This window comes from Micromonospora sp. NPDC023869, assembly GCF_055559695.1.
In genome coordinates this window covers 40,381-65,289 of record NZ_JBVHKD010000014.1, presented here as the reverse complement: position 1 = coordinate 65,289, position 24,909 = coordinate 40,381, and the positions used below count along the sequence as shown (strand labels likewise).

The window sequence follows — 24,909 nt, the reverse complement described above, 5'->3', positions numbered from 1 at the left end:
CGGTGATGCGGCGGTAGCCCCGGACCCTGAGTGCCATCACGGCTCTGCCGTCAGATCCTGTGGTGAGCCTCCTCGACCTTCAATCAGCGGCGCGAGTCCGTCGAGCAGGTGTTTCATACCGAGGCCGAAGATCGCGTGTACGTCGGGCGGCCCCGAGACGCTGAACGTCAGGGGGAACCGGCCTTGCTCGGCGATCCTGAGGAACTCCGGACCCCTGGACCTCCACCAGTGTTCGGCGTCCATTCCGAACTCGTACTCCTCTACCACCGCCCGCGTGGCCTGGAGAGCCATGCCGGAGGTGTAGGCGGACACGAAGGTGAGGATCGCCAGGGCGTCGTCCGGGGAGCGCCCCGGGGCGGTGATCACCTTCATCATCCACTCGGCGTTCTCCACAAGCCCAGGGGACTGGACCGCCCCGGCGAGCATGGTCAGTCGAATTGCCCAGGGGTGCCTCCGGTAGATGTCCCACTCAGTCAGGAGCGCCAACTCGAGGGCTCGTCGCCAGTCGGCGGGCGGCGGTTCGGGCAGGGCGTGCTCCGTGTAGACCTGGTCGATCATTGCCGTTGCCAGCGCCTCTTTGCTCGCGACGTGGCGGTACAGGGCCATGGTGCTCACCCTCAGGTGGGTGGCGACCCTGCGCATGGACAGGCCGTCGATGCCCTCGGCGTCGGCGATGGTGATCGCGGCCCGAACGATGGCCTCTCTGGTAATGGCGGTCTCGGTGGTCGGGCGGCCTCCTCCTGCCTCCGCCGGACGCGGGCGCACCCGCTGCCCCTGTGGCCCACGTGCTTTCGGCGTAGCGACGGGCGCATCCCGCACGAGGGTCCCTACCCCGCGCACCGCTTCGACCAGGCCTTCCTGGCGCAGGGCCGCAAGCGCCTTGGTGGCGGTGGCCATGGCCACACCCCACTCGCGCATGATCTCTCTCGTGGAGGGCACCCGCTCGCCCGGTCGCAGTTCCCTGGCCTCGATACGCGCACGGATATCGGCGACAACCTGCGCGTAGGGCGGCAACTTCTGTTCCGCAGTGGCGGACATCACTGGCCCCTTCGACTGTTCCCCATCGCTTCAGTGTACTAGTGCACAGGGGAGCGCGAACTGCCTGTTCTCCAGGCGCCAGGCTGAACCCGCGAGTCTTCCATCGCCCTTACTGCACTAGTGCTTCTAGGGTGGTAATACCGGCGCAACGGGGCTCAACACGGAAATCTACAGCGTGTTTACTATGTACACTCCGCCCCGGAGAGTGCACCTCGACGCGTACGCCGTTTCGCATAATCTGCGGCCCTTTGGAGGCCACCATGTCCTACACGTCCACTACCGGGCAGCGGACCGCTCCCGCTTCCGGTCCGCTCCCGCTCGACCGCCGTTCCCTGGCGCCGGATCTGGCCCGTGGCGTCATGCTTCTGGTCATCGCGCTTGCCCACACGCACCTGTTCACCGTGTTCATCGGTGGTCCCGAGAACTCCCTCACCACTGCGGACCAGATCACCACCGCGGGCACCGTCATGTTCGTCGACCTGCGCGGCTACCCCATGTTTGCGGCCCTGTTCGGTTACGGCCTGGCCGTGATCTACCGACGCCGCAGCGAGCAGGAGCACGCCTGGACCCGGACCCGGGGGCTGCTACGCCGGCGCGGCCTGTGGTTGATCGTCTTCGGGCTGGGACACGCGGTGCTGCTCTTCCCCGGGGACATCCTGGCGGTCTACGGCCTGGTGGCGCTGCTCCTGGTGGGCGTTCTGCGGCTGCGAGACCGGACCCTGGTGCTCCTGGCAGTGCTTTGGATGCCCGTGGCTGCAGCCGTCCATGCCCTGGTCGCTGCCGACATGGCCATGACGGGGCAGGGCATGCCAGTGCTGCCCGACGGGTTCGTGAACGAACTCGTCTTCCGTCTGACCCTGTACTCGGTCCTGTTCGTGATGATGCTCGTCAGCACCCTCGTCCCGTTCCTGCTCGGCGTGCTGGCGGCTCGGCACCGTCTTCTGGAGCGGCCCCACGAGCACCTGCGGCTGTTGCGCGTGACCGCGTTCGTGGGTATCCCCCTGGCCGCGGTGGCCGGTCTCCCCTTGGCCTTGGACAAGGCGGGGGTGTGGACCGACGTCAACCCGGGAGACGTCCTGGTCACCACCGCCCTGCACCAGGCGAGCGGCTACGCGGGCGGTTTGGGTTATGCGGCGCTGATCGCCCTCGTCGCGGCCCGCCTCGCCGGCCGGCAGGGACCGGTGGCCAACGCCCTGGCCGCACTCGGACAGCGCTCCATGACCTTCTACCTGGCCCAGTCGGTGGCCTGGGCGGCACTGTTCTCCTCCTACACACTCCACCTGCAGTTGACCTCACCCGCAGTGGGCGTGGGCATCGCGGTGGCGGTGTGGCTGACCACGGTGCTGCTCGCCGACCTCATGCGCCGCCGGGGCGTACGCGGACCGGCCGAGGTGGCGCTGCGCCGCCTCACCTACCGGGGCGCACCGGGTACCACCGGAAACAGTCTCGGGTAGGCGGAAGCCCTGGGCCGACCCCCGGCCCCGCAGCTGGCCGTCGAGGCCGCGTCCACCTGTCCGCGTCGCCTCAACCCAGGCGGGCATCACCGACCAGCAGGCGGCGCGCGATCAGTTCGACGGTTACGGCGATGGGTCCGGCGAACCATCCGCCTTGAGAAAGGCGAATCGAGTTCGGTTCGCGTTCGTTGGTCTGCCTGTGACGGACGTTGAACCCGCCACGCCGAGTACGCCGACACCAACCGCGTCCCCCACCTCCGCAGCAGACCCCCTCAGGGAGACCGGGAGTTGCGGGTGGGTGGTTGTCAGGTCTCCGGCTTGATGCTGGCGAGTAGTTCGGTGACGTGGGTCTTGATGTCGTCGCGGACTCGGCGGAAGACGTCGAGGGGTTGACCGGCGGGGTCGGTGAGTTTCCAGTCTTCGTAGCGTTTGCCGGGGAAGACGGGGCAGGCGTCGCCGCAGCCCATGGTGACGATGATGTCGCTGGTTTCGGCGGTGTCCCAGGTGAGTCGGGTCGGGGTCTGGTCGGTGATGTCGATGCCGACTTCTCGCATGGCTTCGACGGCGGTGGGATTGATCTGGTCGGTGGGTGCGCTGCCTGCGGAGCGGACCTCGACGGTGTTCCCGGCGAGGTGGCGGAGCCAGGCGGCGGCCATCTGGGAGCGACCGGCGTTGTGGACGCAGACGAACAGGACGCTGGGCTTGTCGGTCATCGAGCTTCGCTTTCTCGGGTGGGGTGGGGCACGACCACCGCGTCGGCGGCGTGTCCGGCGTGGGGGTACCAGGCGGCGAGGGCGGCGACGGCCACCAGGCCGCCGACGAGCTGGGCGGCGACGAAGCCGGGCACGGAGGCGGGGGCGATGCCCGCGAAGGTGTCGGTGAAGGCCCGGCCGATGGTGACCGCCGGGTTGGCGAAGGAGGTCGAGGAGGTGAACCAGTAGGCCGCTCCGATGTAGGCGCCGACGGCGGCCGGGGCCGCGGTGGTGCGGCCGGAGCGGGCGAGGGCGAAGACCAGGAGGACCAGCCCGGCGGTGGCGACCACCTCGGCCAGCCACAGATTTCCGCCGGTGCGGTCGGTGTGGGACGAGGTGACCGGCGGGAGCCCGAACATGAGGGCGGCCAGAACCGCCCCGGCGGCGGCCCCGGTGACCTGCGCCCAGACGTAGCCGGCCAGGTCCCGGAAGGTCAGACCGGTCGCGGACCGGCGGCCGAGCCACCAGTCGACGGCCGAGACGACCGGATTGAAGTGCGCGCCCGACACGGGGCCGAACATCAGGATCAACGCGCCCAGCGCGAGGGCGGTGGCAACCGCGTTCTCCAGGAGCTGGAGCCCCACATCTGTCGGGGAGAGTCGGGTGGCGGCGATCCCGGAGCCGACGACGGCGGTGACCAGCAGGGCCGTACCGGTGAACTCTGCGCTTGCCCGCCGGGCCAGCGCGAGGCTCACCCGCAGACCCGGGGGGCCGTGGGGATGTCCAGCAGTGCGCCGAGCTGCCGGAAGGCTTCCGGGCGGACCCGGTACCAGACCCAGGTGCCCCGCCGCTCGGAGTCCACCAGGCCCGCGTCTCGCAGCACCCGCAGGTGGTGGGAGATGGTGGGCCCGGACAGGTCGAACGCCGGGGTCAGGTCACAGACGCAGATCTCCGGTACCGAGGCGATCATCGACATCAGTCGGAGCCGGACCGGGTCGCCCAGGGCCTTGAACATCGGGGCGACCACTGCCGCCTGGTCGTCGTCCATCGGACGGGCCGCGATCGGGGCGCAGCAGGCCACGGCGTTCAGGTCGACCACCGGTACGGCTTGTTTCGACATGCGTCTAGGTTGACAGATTTCAAAACAAGGGGCAACGTGGGGGTTGATTCGAAATTCATCTAGGCAGGACGGGTCGGTGATGGCGGTCCTGTCGAGAGGAGAGAGCCCATGTCCCGCGTTCAACTTGCCCTGCGCGTGTCCGACCTCGAAGGCTCCGTGGCCTTCTACTCGAAGCTGTTCGGTGTCGAACCGGCCAAGCGTCGCACCGGCTACGCCAACTTCGCCGTCCAGAACCCGCCGTTGAAGCTCGTGCTCCTGGCGGGCGAGCCCGGCCAGCCGACCGTGATGGACCACCTGGGCGTCGAGGTCTCCACCACCGAAGAGGTCAACGCGGCCACCCAGCGCCTCACCGAATCCGGCCTGATCACCCTGGAGGAGAACAGCACCGAATGCTGCTACGCCCTCCAGGACAAGGTCTGGGTGCGTGGCCCCGGTGACGAACCCTGGGAGGTCTACACCGTCAAGGCCGACTCCGACCACCTGGAGAAGACCACCGCGAGCGCCTGCGACACCCCCGCCGCCGACAAGCAGCCCGCCACCACCGGTACCTGCTGCTGACCGCACACCACCACAGCGGCAAACGTCCCGCCCGCAACGCCTGGACCCTCGCGAGACAGCGCGAGCCCGGCGGCGGGCGGGATGGGGCACGTCGACCTGATGCCTGCAGGCCCCCACCCCACCTGGGTCCGCGAGCGCCAGCAGCAGACGTGCGGCGGCGAGGATCTGCTCGTCGGTGTCCGCGCCGCTGTCGGTCAGGTCGGCGTTCAGCGCAGCCTGCCAGCGGCCCGGCTCGATCTCTCGCGCATCGAGTGCCGCTTCCGCCTGCGGGCGTCCGGCCAGGCGGCCTCGCAGCAGGTTCTTCAGGCCGCTGTAGGCATCTGTCACCGCAGCCTTGGCGACGTCCGTCGAGCCCGCCGCACTTCTCGGGCAACGTCACGCCGAGCTGCTTCTCTAGGTTGGCAACCTCGGCGGCGGTGGCGGTGCGTCCCTCGATGAGCGCTAAGCCTTGCTCGGCTGACGAGGCCACCGATTTCTGACGCAGCGGCTCGACTAACGCATCGAACTACACGAGATTCGTGCTGCTCAGTCTGCTCTCCCACCGTTCGCCCTCGTTTCCGGGTCGCGGGAGATCCGGACACCTGAGCGTCGTCGTGATCCCGCAAATCGTTAGGGCGATGGCGTCGGATCCCAGCTACGGTGCTCGCGGACGTGCGGTGGGAACCGGCAGAGGTACGGATGGTGCTCGGACGGCGTCGTGGTTGGATCACCCTGGCGAGGGCTCTGGCGTGGCTGGATGGTGTAACCGGGCAGTCGGTCCCGACTCGGGTCGGCCTGCCCGCTACCGTCTGCGTATCGCGGCGGCCACGCTTCCAGATCCGCCGCGAATAGCCCAGTCCTGAACAGCACGAGGAGACACCGATGACCGACGCCACCAGCGACGCCGATCCCACCGCCGACGCGGAAACGGAAGCCGAGGAGCAGCCACAGCCCTTCCAGAACCGGGCGGCACGCCGGTCCAAGGGCAAGGCGACCGCCAACCACACCGGGGGTACCCCGAGCCGCGCCCACGGCCGTTCCGGCACGGTGCAGAGTCCTCGCCAGTACGGCAACCGTCGAAGCGGCTGATTTCAGACCGCCTGGTAGCGGCCACAACTATTGAACATGGCCGTTACCGGCGTCTAGCCGCAGCCGCAGGTTCGCTGCAAGACGGTGAAGGCGAGCCACTCGGGTGACGCTCAGGGCACGCTCAGTTCCGGCGCTGTTCCGACAACAGACTCGACTCGTCAGGAACCTGTCGGAGGCCGGCAGTGCTGAGCGGTCTGGCGCATGATGCCGTAGTTGCTGTAGAGACCGTCGATCGAGGTGGACAGGATGACGGACGAAGCGTGGCATCGCTCCAGGGAACCGCTCATGGTCTACTCGCGTGGTTCGCTGGTGGAGTTGGCCGCGGTGCTACCGGCGTCCGGCCGGTTCGTGGTCGCCCGCCTCGACGGCACGAGAATGGCGGACGCCGACCACGTCTCCTACGACTTCTCGGACGCCTTGCTGTTTCCGAGCTACTTCGGCTGGAACTGGAACGCACTGTCCGACTGCCTCAGAGATCTGCACTGGCTGCCGGCGGACGGCTACCTGGTGATCATCGACAACGCGCCCCAGCTACTGCCGGACAACTCCCAGGACCGGCACACACTCTTCCGCATCCTCGCCCAGGCAGTTCACCACTGGGCCAGCCCCCTCGGGCAACCGGAGGGAAAGGCCGTCCCGTTCAAGGTTCTACTGCTGTGTGACCGAGACGAAGAAGCGGCGCATCTGCGGCAGGACATCAGCCGAGCACTCCAGAAGAGACGCTGAAATCCACACCGCTCGCAAGTCCGGCGAAGGCGAGCGTGCCGCAGGGAGGCTCCAGCCGTCGAACTACAGTGCACGGAGTGCGACGATGCCGCCGACGGACGATGCGCGGTCGGCGGCAGGTGCGTACGGACGATCATGCGATTTGCAGTCCGAACGGTCAATCGGGACGCAGCCGCCATTAGCGACCAGGGGTGGTAATGCGGGCCAGGGTGCCGTTTTCCAGCGCTGTCCACAGGGCGCCGTCGGGTCCGAGGGTGATGCCGTGCGGCTCGGAGCGGGGGGTGGGCAGATCATGGACTTCGATCTTCCCGTTCGTGGTGATGGAGCCGACCCGGTTGCCTTCCCACTCGGTGAACCATAGGTCGCCGTTGTTGCTGGTGGCGATGGCGTGAGGGCGGCTGGCGCGGTCGGGTAGCGGAAACTCGTGGATCGTGCCGTCGGGGGTGATCCGCCCGATCTGGCCGGCAGCGATCTCGACGAACCAGACGGCGTCGTCGGGGCCGGCGGTGATCCCTACGGGGGCGGCGGCTTCCGTCGGCAATGGGTGCGTGGTGATGGCGCCGTCCGTGTCGATCCGGCCGATCGCGTTCGCCTGGTTCATCGTGAACCACATTCCGCCGTCGGTACCGGCGGCGATGGCCGACGGGTAGGCGCCGGTGACCGGCAGTGGGAAATCGGTGGTCTCGCCGTCGGTGGTGATCCGGCCGATGCGATCGGCGTTCATCTCGGTGAACCACAGGGCGCCGTCGGGCCCGGGGGCGATGCCGTATGGTCCGCCGTTGCGGCTGGGTACGGGGAATCGGGTGGTCTCACCGTCGGTGGTGATTCTGCCGATGTGGTGGGCCCGAGACTCGGTGAACCACAGTGCGCCGTCGGGGCCGGCGACGATGATGGTGGGCTGCCCGGCGGGGTCGAGTTGGTACGTGGTGGGCTTCTCCCCGGGGACCATGCGTCCGATCTGGCCGCTGTGGGCGAGCGTGAACCACAGGGCGCTGTCGGGGCCGGTGGTGACGGCGTACAGACCGCCGCTGGCGTCGGTCACTGCGTGTTCCTGAATGACGGCTGATGTCACGGGGCCTGCTCCAGTCCGTTCTCGATGGCGATGCGTTCGATCTCGGCCGGTGTGCCGGCCATCAGGGTGCGGCAGTGCTGGTCGATCAGGTCGGCGGGCCAGTCCCACCACGCGGCCCGCCGCAGCCGGTGGATGTCTTGGTCGCTGAAGCGTTGCCGGATCGGTCTCGCCGGATTCCCGCCGACGATGGTGTAGGCCGGGACGTCGGTGGCGACCACCGCGCCGGCCGCGATGATCGCTGCGTCGCCGATGCGTACGCCTGGCATGACAGTGGCCCGGTAGCCGAACCACACGTCGTTGCCGACGACGGTGTCGCCGCGGCTGGGCATGGCGCTCACGACATCGAGGGTCCGCTCGGCCCATTCGCCGCCGAAGAGGGTGAACGGGAAGGTGGACGGGCCCATGACCGGGTGGTCTCCGCCGGCCATCAGGAACCGGGTACCTGCCGCTATCGCGCAGAACTTGCCGATGATCAGCCTTTCCGGTCCGTAGCCGTAGAGCACGTTGTGTCGCTCGAAGCCGGTCGCGTCGTCGGGATCGTCGTAGTACGTGTAGTCCCCGACGATGATCTTGGGCGAGGTGACCAGCGCCTTGAGGAACACCACGCGTGGATGCGCCGCCACCGGGTGAAGGGCCGTGGGATCAGGTGTCAAGGAAACCCCCGTTCGTTAAACGCTACTAATGTAGCGATAACATCGTGGCATGGCGTCGCCGCGACCGACAAGCGATCTTTCCGATGAGTCCGGGACCGGCCGGGTGCGTCGGCCCGGCGGACGCAGCGCAGCGGTCCGTCGCCGCGTGCTCGACGCCGCGCTCGCGCAGTTGGTGCAGCACGGCTACGACTCGCTGAGCATCGACGTGGTGGCCGAGCGCTCGGGCGTGCACCGCACGACGGTGTACCGGCGCTGGCGGGATGTCGGTGGCCTGCTGGCCGACATTTTGGACGAGGCGAGCGTCGACGCATGGCGCCCACCCGACACAGGTTCGCTCGAAGGCGACCTGACCGCGGTCAACCACGAGGTTCATGCCGCACTGACCGCCGACCCGGTGACCCTCGCGCTGATCGCCGCGTCGTTCCGTTCCGAACAGGCCGCCGAGGCCCTGCGCGGCTTCTGGGCCGGCCGGTACGACCGCTGTGCCGACATCGTGCGACGGGCCGTCGAACGCGGTGAGATACCGGCCGGCACCGATGCGCGTCGGCTGCTCATCGCCGCCACCGCTCCGCTGTATCACGAGCTGGTACTCATGCGAGCGGCAGCCGACGCGTACCTTCCCAAACTTGTCGCCCGCAGCGCGGCCACCGCCGCCCGCGCAGGCGCCTTCACCAACCGATAAGCACAACGCCGCCCCCCAAGCTCAGCGATGCCACAGTGCTTCGCCGATGTCGCACGGCTACCGACCAGGCTCGACCATCAACACATGGCAACGACGCAGACGCGCACTCTCGGCCAGAGGAGAGGATCGTGCGGCCGTCAGTAACGCTCATGTCATCGGAATCGAGGCGATACGGTGGCGTGGTGTTCTCCGTCAGCAAGCGTGACTCGATCCGGGAGCAGTTGCTCGGCCTAGGTTCTGTCTCGCGGATCTTGGGTGTCGGGGACGGCGCGTAGCCAGTCGAGGGTTTCGACCAGGTCGAGGGTGGCCTGGAAGTTGGCCGCGAGCTTGTCGTACCTGGTAGCCAGTCCTCGCCAGTGTTTACGCCGGTTGAAACCACGTTCGACCTGGTTACGGCGCCGGTAGGCGACCGGGTCGAACGTCGGTGGTCGGCCGCCGTGTCGTCCCCGCCGCTTCCGGTTGGCGATCTGGTCGTTGGGCTCGGGGATGACCGTGGTGATGCCCTTGTCCCGCAGGGCGGTCCGGTTCGCGCGAGAGGAGTACGCCTTGTCGCCGGTGAGCGAGTCGGGTCGCTTACGCGGCCGGCCCACACCCCCGGAGCGGGGCACGCGGATCTGCTCCAGCAGTGGAATCAACTGGCGGGTGTCAGCCGCCTGACCAGGGGTGATCCGGGTGGCCAGGGAACGGCCACGCCCGTCGGCCAGAGTGTGGATCTTCGTGGTGAGACCACCCCGGGAGCGGCCGATGGCCTGTGCTGCCCGCGACTGTTCCCGACTCAGCCCCCTTTACGGGCACCGGCGGCGTGCTGGTGGGTCCGCACGATGGTGGCATCGACCTGGGCGTTCCAGTCGATGCCGTCGTCCAGTTCCGCGAGAGCGATGACGTGGGCCTTCAACCGGGCCCACGTCCCGTCGGCCGCCCACCGGCTGAACCGTCCGTGGGCGGTCTTCCATGACCCGTACCGCTCGGGAAGATCCCGCCACGGCGAGCCGGTGCGCTTCACCCAGCAGATCGCGTTGATGACCTGCCGATGGTCCCGCCACTGCCCACCCCGAACAGGCTGCCCCGGCAGCAACGGTGCCAGCACAGCCCACTCGTGACTCGTGAGATCACCTCGCGCCATACCGGGCTTAACGAGCGAGACTCATGATCCGCAGGACAAAACCTAGCCGAAGGTGATCCCGCCGTCGTCGGGGCCGCCATCACCGGATCCCACGCCGTCGACGGCGGCGACCGATGGTCGGACATCGACCTGGCGCTCGGTATCGAAGGTTCGCTGGATTCAGCGATGCATCGCTGGACTGAGCTGCTCTACCGTGACTTCGCCGCCGTCCATCACTGGGACCTGCCGTCCGGCTCGGCGGTGTATCGGGTGTTCCTGCTTCCCGGAGTGCTCGAAGTGGACATCGGGTTCACCCCGGCTGCGGAGTTCGGGCCACACGGTCCGAACTGGCGTACCGTCTTCGGACATCCCGCACCGGCGAAGGAAGGCCCGTCCCCCTGCCGGCGGACTCTGGCCGGGTTGGGATGGCACCACGCCCTGCACGCGTGGATCTGCATCCAACGACACCGCTGGTGGCAGGCCGAGCAGTGGATCAGCGCCTTACGCGGCCAGGTTCTCTCCTTGGCCTGCTTACGCCTCGGTCATCCCACGAGCTACGCGAAAGGCGCCCACCTGCTTCCCTCGGAAGTGACCGCGCCGCTGAACACCACCCTGGTCCGTACGCTCGACGAAGCCGAGCTCACCCGCGCTCTCTCCGCCGCTACGGCTGCACTCATCGCAGAACTGGCGCTCGCCGACGCGGCTCTTGCAGCCCGACTCGCCTCCATCCTCAGCGACCTGCGCGTCGATGGCCGTCCGCCAGGCCCGAGTATCCGCTCTGCTAACGGCTCCGGGATCGACCCCGCTGTCGTCTGGGCAGAGCAGAACGTCGGCGGCAGCCAAGCGCGACGGGGTTCAGCAGGGCTCGCTTCGCCGGACTGTTGATCATCCGTCTTGGTGGGTCGTCACTTCTGGTGCTTGGCGAGCAGGTTCATGGACTTGCGTGTCTGGGTGGTGTCCCGGTGGTCGGGGCCGAGGACCTTGGTCTGGGTGGCCAACACCGCCCGGAACTCGGTGGCTGCCTCGTCGTACCGACCCTGCTCCTCCAGCATCCTGGCCAGGTTGTGACGGGACTGCAGAGTGTTCGGGTGATCGGCGCCGAGAACCTCGGCACGGGTGGCCGACACCCACCGGTATTCGTCGGCTGCCTCGTCGTAACGGCCTTGAGCTGCAAACAGTCCGGCCAGGCCGTGGCGGGTGCCCAGGGTGTCGGGGTGGTCGGGGCCGAGGACCTCAGTTTGGGTGGCCAGCACCGCCTGGAACTCGGCAGCCGCCTCGTCACGCCGACCCTGCTCCGCCAACACGCTGGCCAGGTTGTGACGGGAGTGCAGAGTGTTCGGGTGGTCGGCGCCGAGGGCCTCGATCTGGGTGGCCAACACCGCCTGGAATTCGGTGGCCGCCTCGTCGTAGCGGCCCTGGTCCGCCAACACGCTGGCCAGGTTGTGACGGGACTGCAGAGTGTTCGGGTGATCGGCGCCGAGAACCTCGGCACGGGTGGCCGACACCCACCGGTATTCGTCGGCCGCCTCGTCGTAACGGCCCTGCAGGGCCAGTATGCCGGCCAGGTTGTGGCGGGTGACCAGGGTGTCGGGGTGCTCGGTCCCGAGCACCTCGGCACGGATGGCCAACACCGTCCGGCATTCGTCGGCCGCCTGGTCGTAGCGACCCTGCTCCGCCAACAGTCCGGCCAGGCCGTGGCGGGTACCCAGGGTCTCCGAGTGGTCGGGACCGAGGACCTCGGCACGGGCCACCAACACCGCCCGGAACTCGTCGGCCGCCTGGTCGTACCGACCCTGCTCCGCCAACACCACCGCCAGGCCGTAACGGGACCGCAGGGTGTCGAGGTGGTCGGGACCGAGAACCTCGGCACGGGCCGCCAGCACCACCCGGAACTCGTCGGCCGCCTCGTCGTACCGACCCTGATCTGACAACACGTCGGCCAGGTCGTGCCGGACGGACAGGGTGTCGGGGTGGTCGGGACCGAGAACCTCGGCACGGGCCGCCAACACCGCCCGGAACTCGTCGGCCGCCTCGTCGTACCGACCCTGAATCGACAACACGTCGGCCAGGTCGTGCCGGACGGTCAGGGTGTCCGGGTGGTTGAGGTCGACGGTGTGGTGGTTCAGGTAGGTGCGAAGCAGGGTGACGGCGGTGGCCGCCAGCAGATGCCGCCGTGCTCGTGTGGGGATGAGGCGGTACAGGTCTTGGAGTTGGTCGGCGGTCAGAGTCGTACCGGTCTTGGTAAAGCTCGCGGCCAGGACGTGGTCCAGGGCAACAGCGGTGGCTGCGGCGGCGGTGACTGCCGCGGCAGCCATCGGGTATGGGTCAGCGTCGATGATCGCGGCCAACGCGTCATCGGCGTGCGGGCTGTGGGTCCGCGCGCGGCCTATCGTGGTAAACAGGCGGCGGGCGCGGTCCTCATCGCCGGACGTCGCCGCCGCCAGGGTGGACGCCAGGGCGCGATCGTTCGCCACCGTGTATGCCGCGTGTCGTTCCATCAGGACGGCGGGCAGGTGCGGGGCCAGCCAGTCCGGGTTCCGTTGCGGATATGCGCTCCGGAGCCAGTCCGCGACCCGGCGTCGGGTGTCCGCCGTGGCTGGGCCGGCCAGTGTGGGCAGGCAGTCGAACAGGCGCACCGCCGCCGCCTCGTCCACGGCGCCTACCAGCGCCGCCAGTAGCAGAGCCTCGTGCAGGATCGCGCCCGGCAGGTGAGCCAGGCCCGCCTGGTGGATGTTCGGCTGCCACCGCGTCCGCTCGTACGCGAACACGTCAGCGGCCACGGTGTCGAGGTCTACCGTCCCGTGCTGTTGTTGCTGGTGTGCGAACGCTGCGGCGGCGTGCACCAGGATGATCGATGGGGGCGGGTTCTGCGGCGTCAGCGTCGCCGATGGCGGAGTGGTTCCTTCCGGGGTGAAGGACCGCAGTGCCTGGTCGAAGACCTGCCGCTGATTGTGGGCACCGCCAACGATTGGGGTAACGGTGAGCTGTGCCCGGTAGGGCAGGTCGGTCAGCGCGTGTGTGGGCAGAGCGGCTCGCACCGTGGGCCACCACTGCGACGTGCGCGCGGCCAACACCACCCGCACCACGCCCCGACTGGTTTTCGTGAGGGCTGCCAGCAGTGCGGGCACATCGTCTCGGGTATCGGCGTCGTCGACGATCAACACCACCGGTTCCGTCAGTGCCGATGCGGCCACCACCGCCGCTTCGCCACCACCGGCAGGAACCCAGCCGCACCGCGCCGACACCCGCGCGGTGAACTCGACCAAAAGTCGGGTCTTGCCGGACCCTGGATGGCCGTCCACGTACAGCACCTGATCACTGATCTCGGCCCGGTTGTCGGCCCACCGCAGCAGCTCGCGCAGGAGTGATTGGTGGCGAACGCTGTACGTGACGAGCTGGTGCTCGGGCAGAAGCAGCTGGAGCACGCTCTCCTCGTCGACGCCCGCGGTGTGCGTAACAGCCGGGCCGTGGCTGACGGCCGCCGCCCACGCGGCTTCCCGCGACCGGCGGTCAACGCGCCGCTGCCACCGCACCCCACCCACCACGCCGGTGGCACCGGACAGCGCACCCAACCCGGCCGCCACGGACCACGGTACGAAGTTGGCGACAGCCGCGAACGCCCCTGCCGCCATCAGCAGCGCCACCCCGCCCCACCCCGCGGCCCGACCCGCCCTGCCCGGATCAGGCTGTCCCGGCGTTCGGTCGATCACCTGCGCATCGCCCCCTCCGCCGTCGGTCGTTCCATCGTGGTGATCCCACCCCGATCGTGGACACCGGATGATCGGCTATCAATGTCAGCGTCGCCACCGCCGAGTCCAGCCCCTCGGAACTGCGCAGCCGGAAATCCGCCCTGGACTCGCTGACGATCCGCAGTCGGATGCACCCCATCCGGCGAATCTGGATGCCGATGTCACTGCCAGGGAGGCCTGCCAGACAGTCCGCGAGGTCGAATCGGGCGCCGGTCCTCGCCGCGTACGCGTCGGTCCAGGCTCACCTTGAGCCCGGCGCTCGTAGTGGTACAGCACGGTCTCCTTTGGAGGCTCGGCTGGGTACGGCGTCGGGGGCTCGTTTGGGGGTGTCCGCGATACGAGGCCCCAAACGAGCCCTTCGCGCTGCTCCTGTCAGGTGCCTGACCTGCGAGCTTCCGGATCGACACGGGTCCATAAGCACGATCGACCACTCGATGCGGCATCTGGCCGGGCGTGATGATCGCGGTACGTTGGCGCCATGGCTCCGCTGACCGCGAGGTTCTGGTTCGATCCGAGCTGTCCGTACACCTGGCTCGTCTCCCGCTGGTTGCGTGAGGTGGAGAAGGTCCGTCCGGTACATGTCGTGTGGCAGATCATGAGCCTGTCCGTGCTGAACGAGGGCCGCGACGACGATCCGGAGAACGATCCGGACGGATTCCTGTGGGGGCCCGCTCGCCTGTTCGCCGCTGTCCAAGACAGGTACGGCGCCGAGGCGGTGGGCCGCCTCTATGACCGGTACGGCGCGATGGCCGTGAGCGGCGACTGGACCCCGCTCGACGAGGTGCTGACCGCCGCTGGGCTACCCGCGGACCTGGCGACCGCCTGGAACTCGCCTGAGCACGACGCGGTGCTGCGGGCGTCACACACCGCCGGGATCCGCCAGATCGGCACCCACGTCGGGTCCCCCATCACCGTGGTGGCACCCGAGGACGGGCGGCTGATCGCCTGGTTCGGGCCGGTGATGTCGCGTGTGCCGCGCGGTGAGGCGGCGGGCCGGCTGTGGGACGGCACGCTCCTGGTCGCGGAGGCCGATGGATTCCACGAGTTGAAGGGCCGCCCCCACGCCCCGCCCGTCTGGTGACTCGCGTCCTGATCCCTCGGTCTGCTCCACGCCGGGGCCAGATCCGTCGTCGGCGTCGACTACAGCGAGGTAGCCGTGACGGCGGCGCAGCGACGTGCCGACGAGCTCGGCGTCGCGTGCCGGTACATCCTCGCCACCGTGCCGCACGTACCGCTACCGGACTCCAGCACCGATCTGGTCTACATCGGAAAGGGTGCGCTGATCTGGATGAACGACCTGGACGCATGAGCTCACGAGGTCGCCAGGATCCTGCACGTCGGTGAGTACGCCGAGCCCCACCACGAGGCGGGTGACGATCCGAGCTCTCCGGTAGCCGCTGCACCACCGTCCGTCGGCGGCCTCGGCCACGCCGGCAAGTCTGGAACAGACAACCTTCGCACCACCGCCACCCGGTCAGGCGCCGCTGGATAGGGTCGGTACCGTGACCCATCCTGCCTCGGACGAGCGCTACCGAACGATGACCTACCGCCGCAGCGGGCGCAGCGGGCTGCGGCTGCCGGCCGTATCGCTCGGGCTGTGGCACAACTTTGGGCCGGACCGACCCTTCGCGCGGCAGCGGGACATCGTCCGACGCGCCTTCGACCTCGGCGTCACCCACTTCGATCTGGCGAACAACTACGGCCCGCCGCCCGGGGCGGCGGAGGAGAACTTCGGCCGGATGCTCGCCACGGACCTCAAGCACTACCGGGATGAACTGGTGATCTCCAGTAAGGCCGGGTACGACATGTGGCCCGGCCCGTACGGCGACGGCGGCTCCCGAAAGTACCTGATCGCCTCGCTGGACCAGTCGCTGCGCCGGATGGGGCTGGACTACGTCGACATCTTCTACTCCCACCGGTTCGACCCTGAGACCCCGCTCGAGGAGACGATGGGTGCGCTGGACGCGATCGTCCGCTCCGGCAAGGCCCTGTACGTCGGCATCTCCAACTACGACTCGGCGCAGACCGAGCGGGCTGCTGCGATCCTGCGCGACCTCGGCACGCCACTGCTGATCAACCAGCCGGCGTACTCGATGCTCGACCGCTGGACCGAGCGCGACGGCCTACTGGACACGCTGGAGCGGGTGGGGGCCGGCTGCATCGCGTTCAGCCCGCTCGCCCAGGGGCTGCTCACCGACCGCTACCTGGACGGTATCCCCGACGACTCCCGGGTGCGCACCAGCGTTTTCCTCAACGAGAGCAGCCTCGACGAGCAGAAGATGGCCAGGGTCCGGGCGCTCGGCGGGGTGGCCTCGCGGCGCGGGCAGTCCCTGGCCCAGCTCGCGCTCGCCTGGGCGCTGCGCGACCCGCGCATGACCAGCCTGATCATCGGCGCGAGCAGCGTCGCCCAGTTGGAGGCGAATGTCGCTGCCCTGGAAAACCCGGACTTCACCTCCGAGGAACTGGCCGAGATCGAGTCCCACCTCGACTGATCGGGGGCCGTTTCGTTCGGGACCGCGGCGGTGTTGCCCTCGCTACGCTGGCCTTTGGTCACAGGGCACCTGACCAGCGATGGTCGCGGCTGTGGTCCAGATGCCGGCGAGGGTGGTCGCGGTGGTGGACGCGAGGGTGGCGGCGAGGCGTACCCCGGGGATGAGGCCGACCGCACCAGCGGCCCGCCCGCAGCCGCTCGCGGACGGTACGTGAGGTCACAGCTCACGCTCCAGCCTGCCCCTGCCCCTGCCCGTGCCCGTGCGCAGAGCGGTGCGGGGCTCGCTGCCGGAGAAAGACCAACGGTGGTCGAGGATGCTCGACCACCGGTACATCGTGCGTCGCATAGCTGCTACGCGGGAGTGTCCGAGGATTGACGCGAACCGATGCTCACCTCGGGTTGCGCGTTATCGGCGCCATCCCGATCGGCTGACGATCACCCTACTGGACTCGGCCGCTACACCGTCGAGGGCTGGCCCGAGGCTCGGGTCAGCCCTCGACCTGGTCGGGACGTCATGATTCGGGGCGACGGCGCAGTGAGCGCAGCGCGGGAACCGCGTCGGTGGCGGCGAGCGCCCAGAGCACGAGCAGCGGCTGGAAAAGCAGGCGGACCGCCCGTGCCGCGTCGGTGTCCAGGCCGAATCCGTCACGCCCTTCAGTGAACTGCGCGATGTTGCCCGGAAAGACCGCGACGAAGAAGGCCGCTACAACCGCTCCGGTGAGGCCACGCACGGGCTGTCGCCAAGCGGCGAGCAGGGCCAGCCCCAGACAGATCTCGACCACTCCGGAGGCGACGACGACGAGGTCGGCATCGAGCGGGAGCCAGGAGGGCACCTGCGCCCGGAACTCCTCGCGCGCGACGGTCAGGTGGGCGGTGCCGGCAACGAGCAGCAGCACACCCAACGCGACCTGGCCGACCGCACCCGTCAACCGTCGGACAGACGTGGATGTCATGGTGTCTCTCCCACGGCGTGAACGAGGAACGGACGGCCGGCCCGCTGCGGGGGGCGGCTCCCACCACCCTACGGACAGAAGAGGCGGTCCGGCTCCAGGTCCCGTACCGCCTCGTCTGTCGACTGAGCTGTGGGGAGTCCCCGTTCGCGCCCGAGGCCCACGCCGCCCGCGAAGCCGGGATCGACGTCGTCGTGGTCGACCACGACGCGCCGCGATCTTGAAGCACTTCATGCGGGCCAGGACGTGTTCGACCTGGGCTCGGACGGTGCGGTGGTGCCGGAACTGGGCGGGCTGCAGCCCGGCGAACGGAAAGATCCACTCCCGGCGGGCCGCCGGGATCACCTACACCTGGACATGATCCGCCATGGACGCATGAGAGAGACACGAGACGTCACTCAGGATTGAACGCGGACCGCTGACGGCGGCAGGCGAAGTGGTGGTTTCAGGTGGTCGCGTCCTGCCAGGGATCGACGACGCCGATCCCCGTGTCGGTGAAGTCCTTGGTGTTACGGGTGGCGAGGGTGGCAGCTTGGGCGCGGCAGATGGCGGCGATCTGGGCGTCGAACCCGTCGATCGGGTGGCCGAGTCTGTCCCGCCCGGCGACGACGTCGGCGTAGGCGCTGGCTGCGGCGAGGTCGAAGGGCAGCACTTGACGGGGAAAGGCGGCGAAGATCTCGTTGGCGGCCTGGTGCAGTGACTCCCGGCGCTGCCCTGCCGGCAGCCGCGCGATGCCGTAGCGGATCTCAGCGACAGTGATCGCCGTGGTGTACAGGCCGGCACGCGAGTTCTGCTGGATCCACGCGAGTACCACCGGTGCGGGCTCGGCCCGCATGAGTTCGGAAACGACGTTGGTGTCCAGAACGATCATCATTCGGGCAGGCTCGCTGCGCGGGGTGACGTCGAACGAGACGGCAGCTCCAGTTCGACGCCCCCGAGTCTGGCGAATCGATCAGTGAGTGCGCTGAACAGGTCATTCGCCGGCGCATCCTCGGCGACGGCCCTGGTGAGGATGTCGCGGATCTCGGCCTCCATCGATCGGCCATGCTGCGCAGCGCGACGGCGCAACTTCTCCCGCACCGCGTCGTCGAGATCTCTGATGCTGAGCGCTGCCATCACTCCTCCTCACCTCAGGCAATGAGAGCAATGCTAGCACGGGCACGGACTGCCGCCGCGGTCCGCTCAGGGCGTACGCCGGTTAATGCTGATCTGGGACAACCTAAACACCCGGCGTCAGCCGCAGTTGGTACCGCGCTTGCCGCCCTCGGTGCCGCTGATGCGGCCCATCCAGTCGACGCATCTGCCCGCAGCGGACAGGTAGATCGGGCCGGCGTACGACCGGAAGTAGTCGCCCTCGAAGGCCGTCCAATGGGCCCCGACCGGGTGAATCGCGAGGCCTGCCTCAATGAGCACCGCTGAGCCGATGGCGTTCCGCTTAGCGACCACGCAGTTCTTGCCCGTGGCCGAGTTGTAGGTAAGGAACACGGTCCCCTTGGAGCCGATTGCGGCGGAGTTCACGACGCCGTAGCCGGAACCGCACTCACCCCCATAGGTGGCCGCGTACGCCGGGCTCGGCGCAGCCAATGCTCCGGCCATCATCACGGCGGCAACGGTGACAGTTGCGGCGGCGGACCTGACGATCTTCATGCGTTTCCTCCATGTCTGCTGCAGTGATTTCCGCAAGCGTGGGCCCCAGCGTCCCCAGGGTTGGACCCGTCTGTGGGCCAGTAGAACGACGTGGGATGGGCTCGCTTACCGCCTACGGCGGCAACACCGTGACGCGCGCAACCACCCCAGCGATCACTCAACGTTGCAACACCATCACCACATCATCGAGCCGCAGCGCGACTCACGTCCACCCGCATAGGGGGAACACGCTCGATCAACAGCCGGCGGAGCACCTCGCCCGAGGAACGCGCCGGCGGTTCGCATTGGGAGGCCAGGGCCGAAGCGTTCGGCAGGTTGCGCTGACGACACCGCTCCCGCCCTCCGACCGCTCCCGGCACCGTCGACGGCCGGGTTCGGACCGGCCGATGAGGCCCTGATCTCGCCCTGCCGGGTTCGCTCAGCAGGGAAGACGTGTACTAGGCTAGTCCGCAGGTGTGCCGGGAAGCCTGGTCGGCGACAGTCGAGCCGACCCCGAAAGAGACCCCGTGCGCCTTGTCACCCCCACGCTGAGATCACGCGTATCCATCGACCGGACCAGGGATGTGTCATGTCCCTGATTCTGGCTCTTCTCGTCGTCGCGGTGTCGGTGCCGCTGGTCCCCGTCCTCACCCGCCTGCTCGGCCGACAGGCCGGCTGGGCCCTGGGCGGCGGGCTGCTGCTGGCCGTCGGAGTGCTGGTCCACGCCGGCGCGGGCACACGGACCGTGTCCGAGACCGTGTCGTGGATGCCGACGGTCGACGTGGCGCTGCGACTGCGGCTCGACGGGCTCTCGATGCTCTTCGCGGTGCTGGTCCTCGGGATCGGCGCCGTGATCATGGTCTATTCGACGTCGTACCTCACCGATCGGCGGCCGACCGGCTTCTACACCCTGATGACCGGATTCGCCGCGGCGATGCTGCTGCTGGTGCTGGCCGACGACCTGGTCGTGCTCTGGGTGGCCTGGGAGCTGACCACCGTCTGCTCGTACCTGCTGATCGCCCGGTCCGGCCCCACCGCCGGACCACCGGCGACCCGCACGTTGCTGGTGACGGTGGCCGGCGGGCTGTCGCTGCTGGGTGCCGTGGCGCTCGTCGCGGCCCGCACGGGCACCACCGACCTGACCGCCGCCCTCGCGCATCCGGCGTGGGCCGCCGACGCGGCTTTCGGCACCACGGTGGCGGTGCTGGTCGCGGTGGCGGCGATGACCAAGGCCGCCCAGTTCCCGTTCCACGCGTGGCTGGCCGACGCGATGGTCGCACCCGCACCGGTCAGCGCCTACCTGCACGCCGCCGCGATGGTCAAGGCGGGCATCTACCTGCTGATGCTCTTCGCCGGTGCGGCATCGCACGCGCCGGTCTGGCCGGTCCTGCTGGTCACCGTCGGCCTGCTCACCGCCGTGATGGGCGCACTGTTCGCGCTGCAACGGCACGACATGAAGGAACTGCTGGCGTACTCGACGGTCAGCCAACTCGGGTTGCTGGTCGCGGTGATCGGCATCGGCACCACCGAGGCGATGCTGGCCGCCAGCGTGCACATCGCCGCGCACGCGTTGTTCAAGTCGGCGGCGTTCATGCACGTCGGGCTGATGGAACGGCGGACCGGCACCCGCGACCTGCGCCGCCTCCGTGGCCTGGCCCGGTCCATGCCGTGGGCCGCCGCGATGATCACACTCGCCGTGGCCAGCATGGCCGGAATCGTGCCGACCCTCGGGTTCATCAGCAAGGAGATGATCTTCGAGGCCATGCTCGACGCACCCGCCGCACCGGCGATCGGCTGGCTGGTGGCGCTGGTCGCCGCCGCCGGTGCGGTGCTGACCGTCGCCTACAGCGCCCGGGTGATCCTCACCCTCCTCCCCGGCCCCGCCCCGGAGGTCCGGCCCTGGCGTCCGACCGCGTCGATGTCCGCCGCGATCAGCCTCACCGCACTCGCCGGCACCGTCTTCGGAGTCGCCGGCTGGCTGCTCGCCGATCTCGTGCGCGGCGCGGCGGCGGCGACCGCCGGCACCACACTCTCCGAGATCGGCGGCGTCTACCTGTGGCACGGCTTCGGCGGGCCGCTGATGCTGTCGGTGCTCGCGATCGCCGCCGGGGTGCTCCTGACGGTGTGGCGCGGCCACACCGACCGGCTCCTGGACCGGGCGCTGTTCCCCGGCTCAGGGGTACGGGCGGTCCAGTCCCTGCACGACAACACCATCGCGTTCGGTCGCCGGGTCGGTGCGCTGACCCGCAACGACGCCCCCGCCGCCCACATGGCGGCGCCGGTCGTACTGCTCGGACTGGCCGGCCTCGGGGTGGTCGCCGGGTGGCCGGGAGCACCGCCCACCCTGCGCCCGCACGCGATCGACGTGGGACTACTGGTGGTCATGATGGTCGGGATCGTCACGGTGGTCCGCGCCCGGGTACGCCTGACCGCGGTCATCGCCACCGGCGTCGTGGGGTTCTCCGTCGCCATGTGGTTCTTCGTGCTCGGCGCCTCCGACGTGGCGTTGACGCAACTGCTGGTCGAGATCCTCACCGTCGTGATCATGGTGTTGGTGCTCCGTCGTATGCGTCCCCGCTTCGCTGCCGTCGGCACCAGGCGCTCGGTGCTGGCCGCCGCAGCCGCCCTCGCCGCCGGGACCACCGCCACCCTGGCGACGCTGGCGTTCACCGGACACCGCTCGCTCTCCCCGGCCGGGGAACACTTCATCCGCGAGGCGCAGACCCTCACCGGCGGCACCAACATCGTCAACACCATCCTGGTGGACTTCCGCGCCCTGGACACCTTCGGTGAACTCGTCGTCGTCGCCGTCGCGGCGATGGCGGTGAGCGCCCTGCTCACCGCCCACCCGGCCGTCGGGGGCACGTCGGAGCCGCAGGTCGACAACCCGTTGTCCGATCCGCAGCGCAACGCCGTGTTCCTGACCGTGCTCGACCGTTTCCTGGTCCCGCTGATGCTGCTCGGCTCGCTCTACGCGCTCCTGCGGGGCCACACCGCACCAGGCGGCGGGTTCATCGCCGCCCTGCTGGGGACCTGTGCGCTGGCGCTGGCGTACCTGTCGGCGTCCTCCGCCCGTACCCGCATGCTCCAGCGGCCCTTCCTGGCCATCGCCGGCGCCGGCATCCTGGTGGCGGTCGGCACCGGAGCGCTGGGCCTGTTCGACGGCTCGTTCCTGCGGCCGCTGCACGCCGAGGTCCTCGGCGTGAAGCTGACCACCGCCCTCGTCTTCGACGTCGGCGTGTACCTGGCGGTGTTCGGGGTGATCCTGGCGGCGCTACGCCTGCTCGGCGCCGCCTCGACCGACACACCCGGCCGACGACCGCCGACGCCACCGCACCAGCCCCACACCGACACGCGGGCCGACGCCCGCCAGACCGAGGGGGCCACGCCGTGATTCTCGCGCTGACCGTCGGAGCGCTCGTCACCGCAGCGGTCTACCTCCTGCTGCAACGCGACTTCCTCCGCGTCGTGCTGGGCTTCGTCCTGCTCAGCCACGCCGTCAACCTGCTGCTGTTCAGCGCCGGGGGCATCAACCGGCGCGGTGAGCCGCTCGGGCCGGACCCGGATCCGGCGACCACGGCAGATCCGCTGCCGCAGGCGTTCGTGCTGACCGCCATCGTGATCGCCTTCGCGATCACGATCTACCTGCTCGTCCTGGCCGTCACCGGTCGGCCCCGACCGTCGGGTGACCAGTCGACCGAGGCGCCGCAACCCGACGATCCCGAGAGGCCGACCGGAGCGGCGACCACGAGCACCGGGCACGACCGCACCGGCGAGCCCCGCGACCGGCAGGAGGTGACGTCATGACCGGTACGCTGCTGACGCTGCTCGTCGCGGTCCCGCTCGCCGGAACCGGAGTCACCGCCTTCGCGCGTGCCGACACCCGGTGGCCGATCCGGCTGCTGGTCACCGTCCTGGCCGCCAACCTGGCGGCCGGTGTCGCCCTGGTCACCACGACCCGTGACGGCACCGTTCTCGCCCATGGCGTGGGCGGCTGGACGTCCGGCATCGCGATCCCGTTCGTCGCCGACACCCTCGCAGCGCTGATGGTGACCGTCACCGGACTGCTCACCCTGGTGTGTGTCCTGTTCGCGCTCGCCAGCGGCACCGGACGGCTGCGCCTGTTCGCGCCGCTGGTGCTGGCCCTGACCGCCGGCGTCAACGGTGCGCTGCTCACCGCCGACGTGTTCAACCTCTTCGTCTTCATCGAGGTCATGCTGCTGCCGTCGTACGGGCTGTACATCCTCGCCCGGCGGCAGCAGGGCCACCCGGCGGCAGTGGGCGGCTCCCGGTTGTACGTCACGTTCAACCTGTTCGTCTCCACCGTCCTGCTCGCCGGGATCGCCCTGCTCTACGGCACGGCCGGCACCGTCAACCTCGCCGAACTCGCCGGTGCCGCCGCCGACTCGCCGCTGGTGGCGGCCGCGACCGCGATCTGCCTGTTCGCACTGGCGATGAAGGCGGCGGTGGTGCCGACCTACGGCTGGTTGGGCCGCGCCTACCCCTCGACCTCCCCGGCGGTGACCGCCCTCTTCTCCGGCCTACATACCAAGGTGGCGATCTACGCGATCTACCGCATCTACGCCGTGGTGTTCGACGGGGACCAGCGTTACCTGTGGATCGGCCTGGTCGTGTTCAGCGCGACGATGCTCGTCGGCGTACTGGCCGCGGTCGGCGCGGACACCATGCGCTCGATCCTCGCCTTCCATATGGTCAGCCAGATCGGCTACATCCTGCTCGGGGTGGCCCTGTTCACGCCCGCCGGACTGACCGCCGGGATCTTCTACCTGCTGCACCACATGATCGTCAAAGCCTCGTTGTTCCTGTCCACCGGCGCGATCGAAACCCACTACGGCACCGGCCGACTCGACCGGCTCCGCGGAATCGTCCGCCGCGAACCCGTACTGGCGGTCAGCTTCGGTCTCGCCGCCCTGTCGTTGGCCGGCCTGCCACCCCTGTCGGGGTTCGTGGCCAAACTGACCCTCATCATGGCCGCCGCCGACGCGGGCCACCTGGCGGTCGTCGCGATCACGCTCGCGGTCAGCCTGATCACGCTGCTGTCCATGTTGAAGATCTGGAACGCGGTGTTCGCCGCGTCTCCCCCACCGGACAGTCCCGACGACCCGGCCGCCGGCACCGGACAGCTCCTCACCGCCGAGCGCACCACGGTGAAGACCAGCCTGGTAGTGCCAGCCGCGATCCTCGCGGCCGTCACCGTCTGCCTCGGCCTCGGTGGGGAGTTCCTGCTCGGCCTGGCCTCCACCGCCGCCGACGGCCTGCTCGACACCACCTCCTACCTCGAGGCGGTGCAGCGATGACCCGCATACTCACCCTCCCGATCCGGCTCGTGCTGTTCACGCTCTGGTTCGCCGGCCAGATCATCCAGTCCTCCTGGACGGTCCTGGTCGACATCCTGACCCCAGGTCTGGCCACCACCCCCCGCGTGGTGCGCATGCCGCTGGACTCCCGCACCGATCTGCACGTGGCGCTCATCGGGGTGCTCATCACCCTCACGCCCGGAACCCTCACCCTCGGCGTGGTCGCCCACGACCAGGACGGTCAGGCGCTGCTCGTGCACTCCATGTACCACCAGGACACCTCCAGCGCCCTGGCCGATCTTCGCGACATGGAACGACGCATGCTCCTCGCCTTGAGCCTCGGAGACCGACCATGATCCTTCTGGACATCGCCATCGCCGGCTGCGGATTCGCCTTCCTCGTGTCGGCCTACCGCATCGCTCGCGGACCCACTCCCGCCGATCGGGCCATCGCCGCCGACCTGCTCACCTTCGCCGTCATCGGTCTCATCGCCCTGATCGGCGTACGCGCCCACCGCCACGGCACCTTCGACCTGGTCCTGGTCGCCACCCTGGTGGCGTTCCTCGCCGCCGTCTCCCTGGCCCGCGCGATCGCGAACGGACGCCGATGA

26 protein-coding genes are annotated in these 24,909 nt (G+C 69.2%); 14 read left to right on the top strand and 12 right to left on the bottom strand.

Annotation, left to right across the window (positions count from 1 at the left end):
- Positions 1 to 36 precede the first annotated feature (36 nt).
- Positions 37 to 1,038: a GntR family transcriptional regulator gene (locus ACZ31C_RS28350; protein WP_465797886.1), complete on the bottom strand. Its 1,002-nt coding sequence runs from the start codon at positions 1,036 to 1,038 to the stop codon at positions 37 to 39.
- Positions 1,039 to 1,298: 260 nt separating this feature from the next.
- On the opposite strand from ACZ31C_RS28350, the gene ACZ31C_RS28345 reads away from it, so the two are divergent.
- Positions 1,299 to 2,492 carry a DUF418 domain-containing protein gene (locus ACZ31C_RS28345; RefSeq protein WP_465797885.1) on the top strand — a complete coding sequence of 398 codons (1,194 nt, stop codon included), beginning with the start codon at positions 1,299 to 1,301 and terminating at the stop codon, positions 2,490 to 2,492.
- Between the two features lie 305 nt (positions 2,493 to 2,797).
- Here ACZ31C_RS28345 and ACZ31C_RS28340 read toward each other — a convergent pair whose 3' ends face one another.
- Genes ACZ31C_RS28340 through ACZ31C_RS28330 form a run of 3 tightly spaced genes read right to left on the bottom strand, consistent with a single transcriptional unit; the run spans position 2,798 to position 4,304 of the window.
- Positions 2,798 to 3,205 (bottom strand): arsenate reductase ArsC, encoded by a 408-nt coding sequence (locus ACZ31C_RS28340; RefSeq protein ID WP_465797884.1) that lies wholly within the window; start codon positions 3,203 to 3,205, stop codon positions 2,798 to 2,800.
- On the bottom strand, positions 3,202 to 3,939 hold the full coding sequence (locus tag ACZ31C_RS28335) for an aquaporin (protein ID WP_465797883.1): 738 nt from the start codon (positions 3,937 to 3,939) through the stop codon (positions 3,202 to 3,204). The genes ACZ31C_RS28340 and ACZ31C_RS28335 overlap by 4 nt, the downstream gene beginning before the upstream one ends.
- Positions 3,936 to 4,304: an ArsR/SmtB family transcription factor gene (locus ACZ31C_RS28330; protein WP_465797882.1), complete on the bottom strand. Its 369-nt coding sequence runs from the start codon at positions 4,302 to 4,304 to the stop codon at positions 3,936 to 3,938. The genes ACZ31C_RS28335 and ACZ31C_RS28330 overlap by 4 nt, the downstream gene beginning before the upstream one ends.
- Positions 4,305 to 4,412: 108 nt before the next feature.
- Here ACZ31C_RS28330 and ACZ31C_RS28325 point away from each other — a divergent pair, with 108 nt between their 5' ends.
- From ACZ31C_RS28325 to ACZ31C_RS28315, 3 genes are all read left to right on the top strand, one after another.
- Positions 4,413 to 4,862 carry an ArsI/CadI family heavy metal resistance metalloenzyme gene (locus ACZ31C_RS28325; protein ID WP_465797881.1) on the top strand — a complete coding sequence of 150 codons (450 nt, stop codon included), beginning with the start codon at positions 4,413 to 4,415 and terminating at the stop codon, positions 4,860 to 4,862.
- A gap of 861 nt (positions 4,863 to 5,723) precedes the next feature.
- Positions 5,724 to 5,930 carry a hypothetical protein gene (locus tag ACZ31C_RS28320; protein WP_465797880.1) on the top strand — a complete coding sequence of 69 codons (207 nt, stop codon included), beginning with the start codon at positions 5,724 to 5,726 and terminating at the stop codon, positions 5,928 to 5,930.
- A 285-nt stretch (positions 5,931 to 6,215) separates the two neighbouring features.
- Positions 6,216 to 6,656 carry a barstar family protein gene (locus ACZ31C_RS28315; protein ID WP_465797879.1) on the top strand — a complete coding sequence of 147 codons (441 nt, stop codon included), beginning with the start codon at positions 6,216 to 6,218 and terminating at the stop codon, positions 6,654 to 6,656.
- A gap of 178 nt (positions 6,657 to 6,834) precedes the next feature.
- Here the strand turns inward: ACZ31C_RS28315 and ACZ31C_RS28310 are convergent, their stop codons facing one another.
- Positions 6,835 to 7,839 carry a Vgb family protein gene (locus tag ACZ31C_RS28310; protein ID WP_465797878.1) on the bottom strand — a complete coding sequence of 335 codons (1,005 nt, stop codon included), beginning with the start codon at positions 7,837 to 7,839 and terminating at the stop codon, positions 6,835 to 6,837.
- Positions 7,725 to 8,381: a CatB-related O-acetyltransferase gene (locus tag ACZ31C_RS28305; protein WP_465797877.1), complete on the bottom strand. Its 657-nt coding sequence runs from the start codon at positions 8,379 to 8,381 to the stop codon at positions 7,725 to 7,727. The genes ACZ31C_RS28310 and ACZ31C_RS28305 overlap by 115 nt, the downstream gene beginning before the upstream one ends.
- 145 nt (positions 8,382 to 8,526) lie before the next feature.
- Here ACZ31C_RS28305 and ACZ31C_RS28300 point away from each other — a divergent pair, with 145 nt between their 5' ends.
- Positions 8,527 to 9,063, top strand: coding sequence for a TetR/AcrR family transcriptional regulator (locus ACZ31C_RS28300; protein ID WP_465797944.1), 537 nt, complete (start codon positions 8,527 to 8,529; stop codon positions 9,061 to 9,063).
- 230 nt (positions 9,064 to 9,293) lie between these two features.
- Here the strand turns inward: ACZ31C_RS28300 and ACZ31C_RS28295 are convergent.
- A protein-coding gene (locus tag ACZ31C_RS28295) for an IS5 family transposase (RefSeq protein WP_465797876.1) occupies positions 9,294 to 10,186 on the bottom strand; the annotation gives its coding sequence in 2 pieces (ribosomal slippage) (positions 9,294 to 9,839 and positions 9,842 to 10,186; 891 coding nt in all).
- A 165-nt stretch (positions 10,187 to 10,351) separates the two neighbouring features.
- Here ACZ31C_RS28295 and ACZ31C_RS28290 point away from each other — a divergent pair.
- Positions 10,352 to 11,050 (top strand): hypothetical protein, encoded by a 699-nt coding sequence (locus tag ACZ31C_RS28290; RefSeq protein ID WP_465797875.1) that lies wholly within the window; start codon positions 10,352 to 10,354, stop codon positions 11,048 to 11,050.
- Positions 11,051 to 11,070: 20 nt separating this feature from the next.
- On the opposite strand, the gene ACZ31C_RS28285 is transcribed toward ACZ31C_RS28290, so the two are convergent.
- The gene (locus ACZ31C_RS28285) at positions 11,071 to 13,809 is read right to left on the bottom strand and encodes a tetratricopeptide repeat protein (RefSeq protein WP_465797874.1); all 2,739 of its coding nucleotides are present in this window, start codon (positions 13,807 to 13,809) and stop codon (positions 11,071 to 11,073) included.
- 583 nt (positions 13,810 to 14,392) lie between these two features.
- Between ACZ31C_RS28285 and ACZ31C_RS28280 the strand changes: the two genes are divergently transcribed.
- The 3 genes from ACZ31C_RS28280 (at position 14,393) to mgrA (ending at position 16,406) form a co-directional block, all read left to right on the top strand.
- Entirely contained in the window at positions 14,393 to 14,995 is a 603-nt protein-coding gene (locus ACZ31C_RS28280; RefSeq protein WP_465797873.1) for a mycothiol-dependent nitroreductase Rv2466c family protein, read from the top strand.
- A 21-nt stretch (positions 14,996 to 15,016) separates the two neighbouring features.
- Positions 15,017 to 15,223, top strand: coding sequence for a class I SAM-dependent methyltransferase (locus ACZ31C_RS28275; RefSeq protein WP_465797943.1), 207 nt, complete (start codon positions 15,017 to 15,019; stop codon positions 15,221 to 15,223).
- 193 nt (positions 15,224 to 15,416) lie between these two features.
- Complete coding sequence (gene mgrA, locus ACZ31C_RS28270; RefSeq protein ID WP_465797872.1) at positions 15,417 to 16,406, top strand: L-glyceraldehyde 3-phosphate reductase; 990 nt, start codon at positions 15,417 to 15,419, stop codon at positions 16,404 to 16,406.
- Positions 16,407 to 16,917: 511 nt separating this feature from the next.
- On the opposite strand, the gene ACZ31C_RS28265 is transcribed toward mgrA, so the two are convergent.
- The 4 genes from ACZ31C_RS28265 to ACZ31C_RS28250 form a co-directional block, all read right to left on the bottom strand.
- Complete coding sequence (locus ACZ31C_RS28265) at positions 16,918 to 17,358, bottom strand: DoxX family protein (protein ID WP_465797871.1); 441 nt, start codon at positions 17,356 to 17,358, stop codon at positions 16,918 to 16,920.
- A gap of 442 nt (positions 17,359 to 17,800) precedes the next feature.
- Complete coding sequence (locus ACZ31C_RS28260) at positions 17,801 to 18,229, bottom strand: PIN domain-containing protein (RefSeq protein WP_465797870.1); 429 nt, start codon at positions 18,227 to 18,229, stop codon at positions 17,801 to 17,803.
- Complete coding sequence (locus ACZ31C_RS28255; protein WP_465797869.1) at positions 18,226 to 18,471, bottom strand: FitA-like ribbon-helix-helix domain-containing protein; 246 nt, start codon at positions 18,469 to 18,471, stop codon at positions 18,226 to 18,228. Before ACZ31C_RS28255 ends, ACZ31C_RS28260 begins: the two co-directional genes overlap by 4 nt.
- Positions 18,472 to 18,588: 117 nt before the next feature.
- Positions 18,589 to 19,002, bottom strand: coding sequence for a hypothetical protein (locus ACZ31C_RS28250; RefSeq protein WP_465797868.1), 414 nt, complete (start codon positions 19,000 to 19,002; stop codon positions 18,589 to 18,591).
- A 568-nt stretch (positions 19,003 to 19,570) separates the two neighbouring features.
- Here ACZ31C_RS28250 and mbhE point away from each other — a divergent pair.
- Genes mbhE through ACZ31C_RS28225 form a run of 5 tightly spaced genes read left to right on the top strand, consistent with a single transcriptional unit; the run spans position 19,571 to position 24,909 of the window.
- Positions 19,571 to 22,375 carry a hydrogen gas-evolving membrane-bound hydrogenase subunit E gene (gene mbhE / locus ACZ31C_RS28245; RefSeq protein WP_465797867.1) on the top strand — a complete coding sequence of 935 codons (2,805 nt, stop codon included), beginning with the start codon at positions 19,571 to 19,573 and terminating at the stop codon, positions 22,373 to 22,375.
- Positions 22,372 to 22,788: a sodium:proton antiporter gene (locus ACZ31C_RS28240; protein WP_131052863.1), complete on the top strand. Its 417-nt coding sequence runs from the start codon at positions 22,372 to 22,374 to the stop codon at positions 22,786 to 22,788. Before mbhE ends, ACZ31C_RS28240 begins: the two co-directional genes overlap by 4 nt.
- Positions 22,785 to 24,299, top strand: a complete 1,515-nt coding sequence (locus ACZ31C_RS28235) for a monovalent cation/H+ antiporter subunit D family protein (RefSeq protein ID WP_465797866.1) — start codon at positions 22,785 to 22,787, stop codon at positions 24,297 to 24,299. Before ACZ31C_RS28240 ends, ACZ31C_RS28235 begins: the two co-directional genes overlap by 4 nt.
- Positions 24,296 to 24,655 (top strand): Na+/H+ antiporter subunit E, encoded by a 360-nt coding sequence (locus ACZ31C_RS28230; RefSeq protein WP_465797865.1) that lies wholly within the window; start codon positions 24,296 to 24,298, stop codon positions 24,653 to 24,655. The genes ACZ31C_RS28235 and ACZ31C_RS28230 overlap by 4 nt, the downstream gene beginning before the upstream one ends.
- Complete coding sequence (locus ACZ31C_RS28225) at positions 24,652 to 24,909, top strand: MrpF/PhaF family protein (protein ID WP_131052860.1); 258 nt, start codon at positions 24,652 to 24,654, stop codon at positions 24,907 to 24,909. Before ACZ31C_RS28230 ends, ACZ31C_RS28225 begins: the two co-directional genes overlap by 4 nt.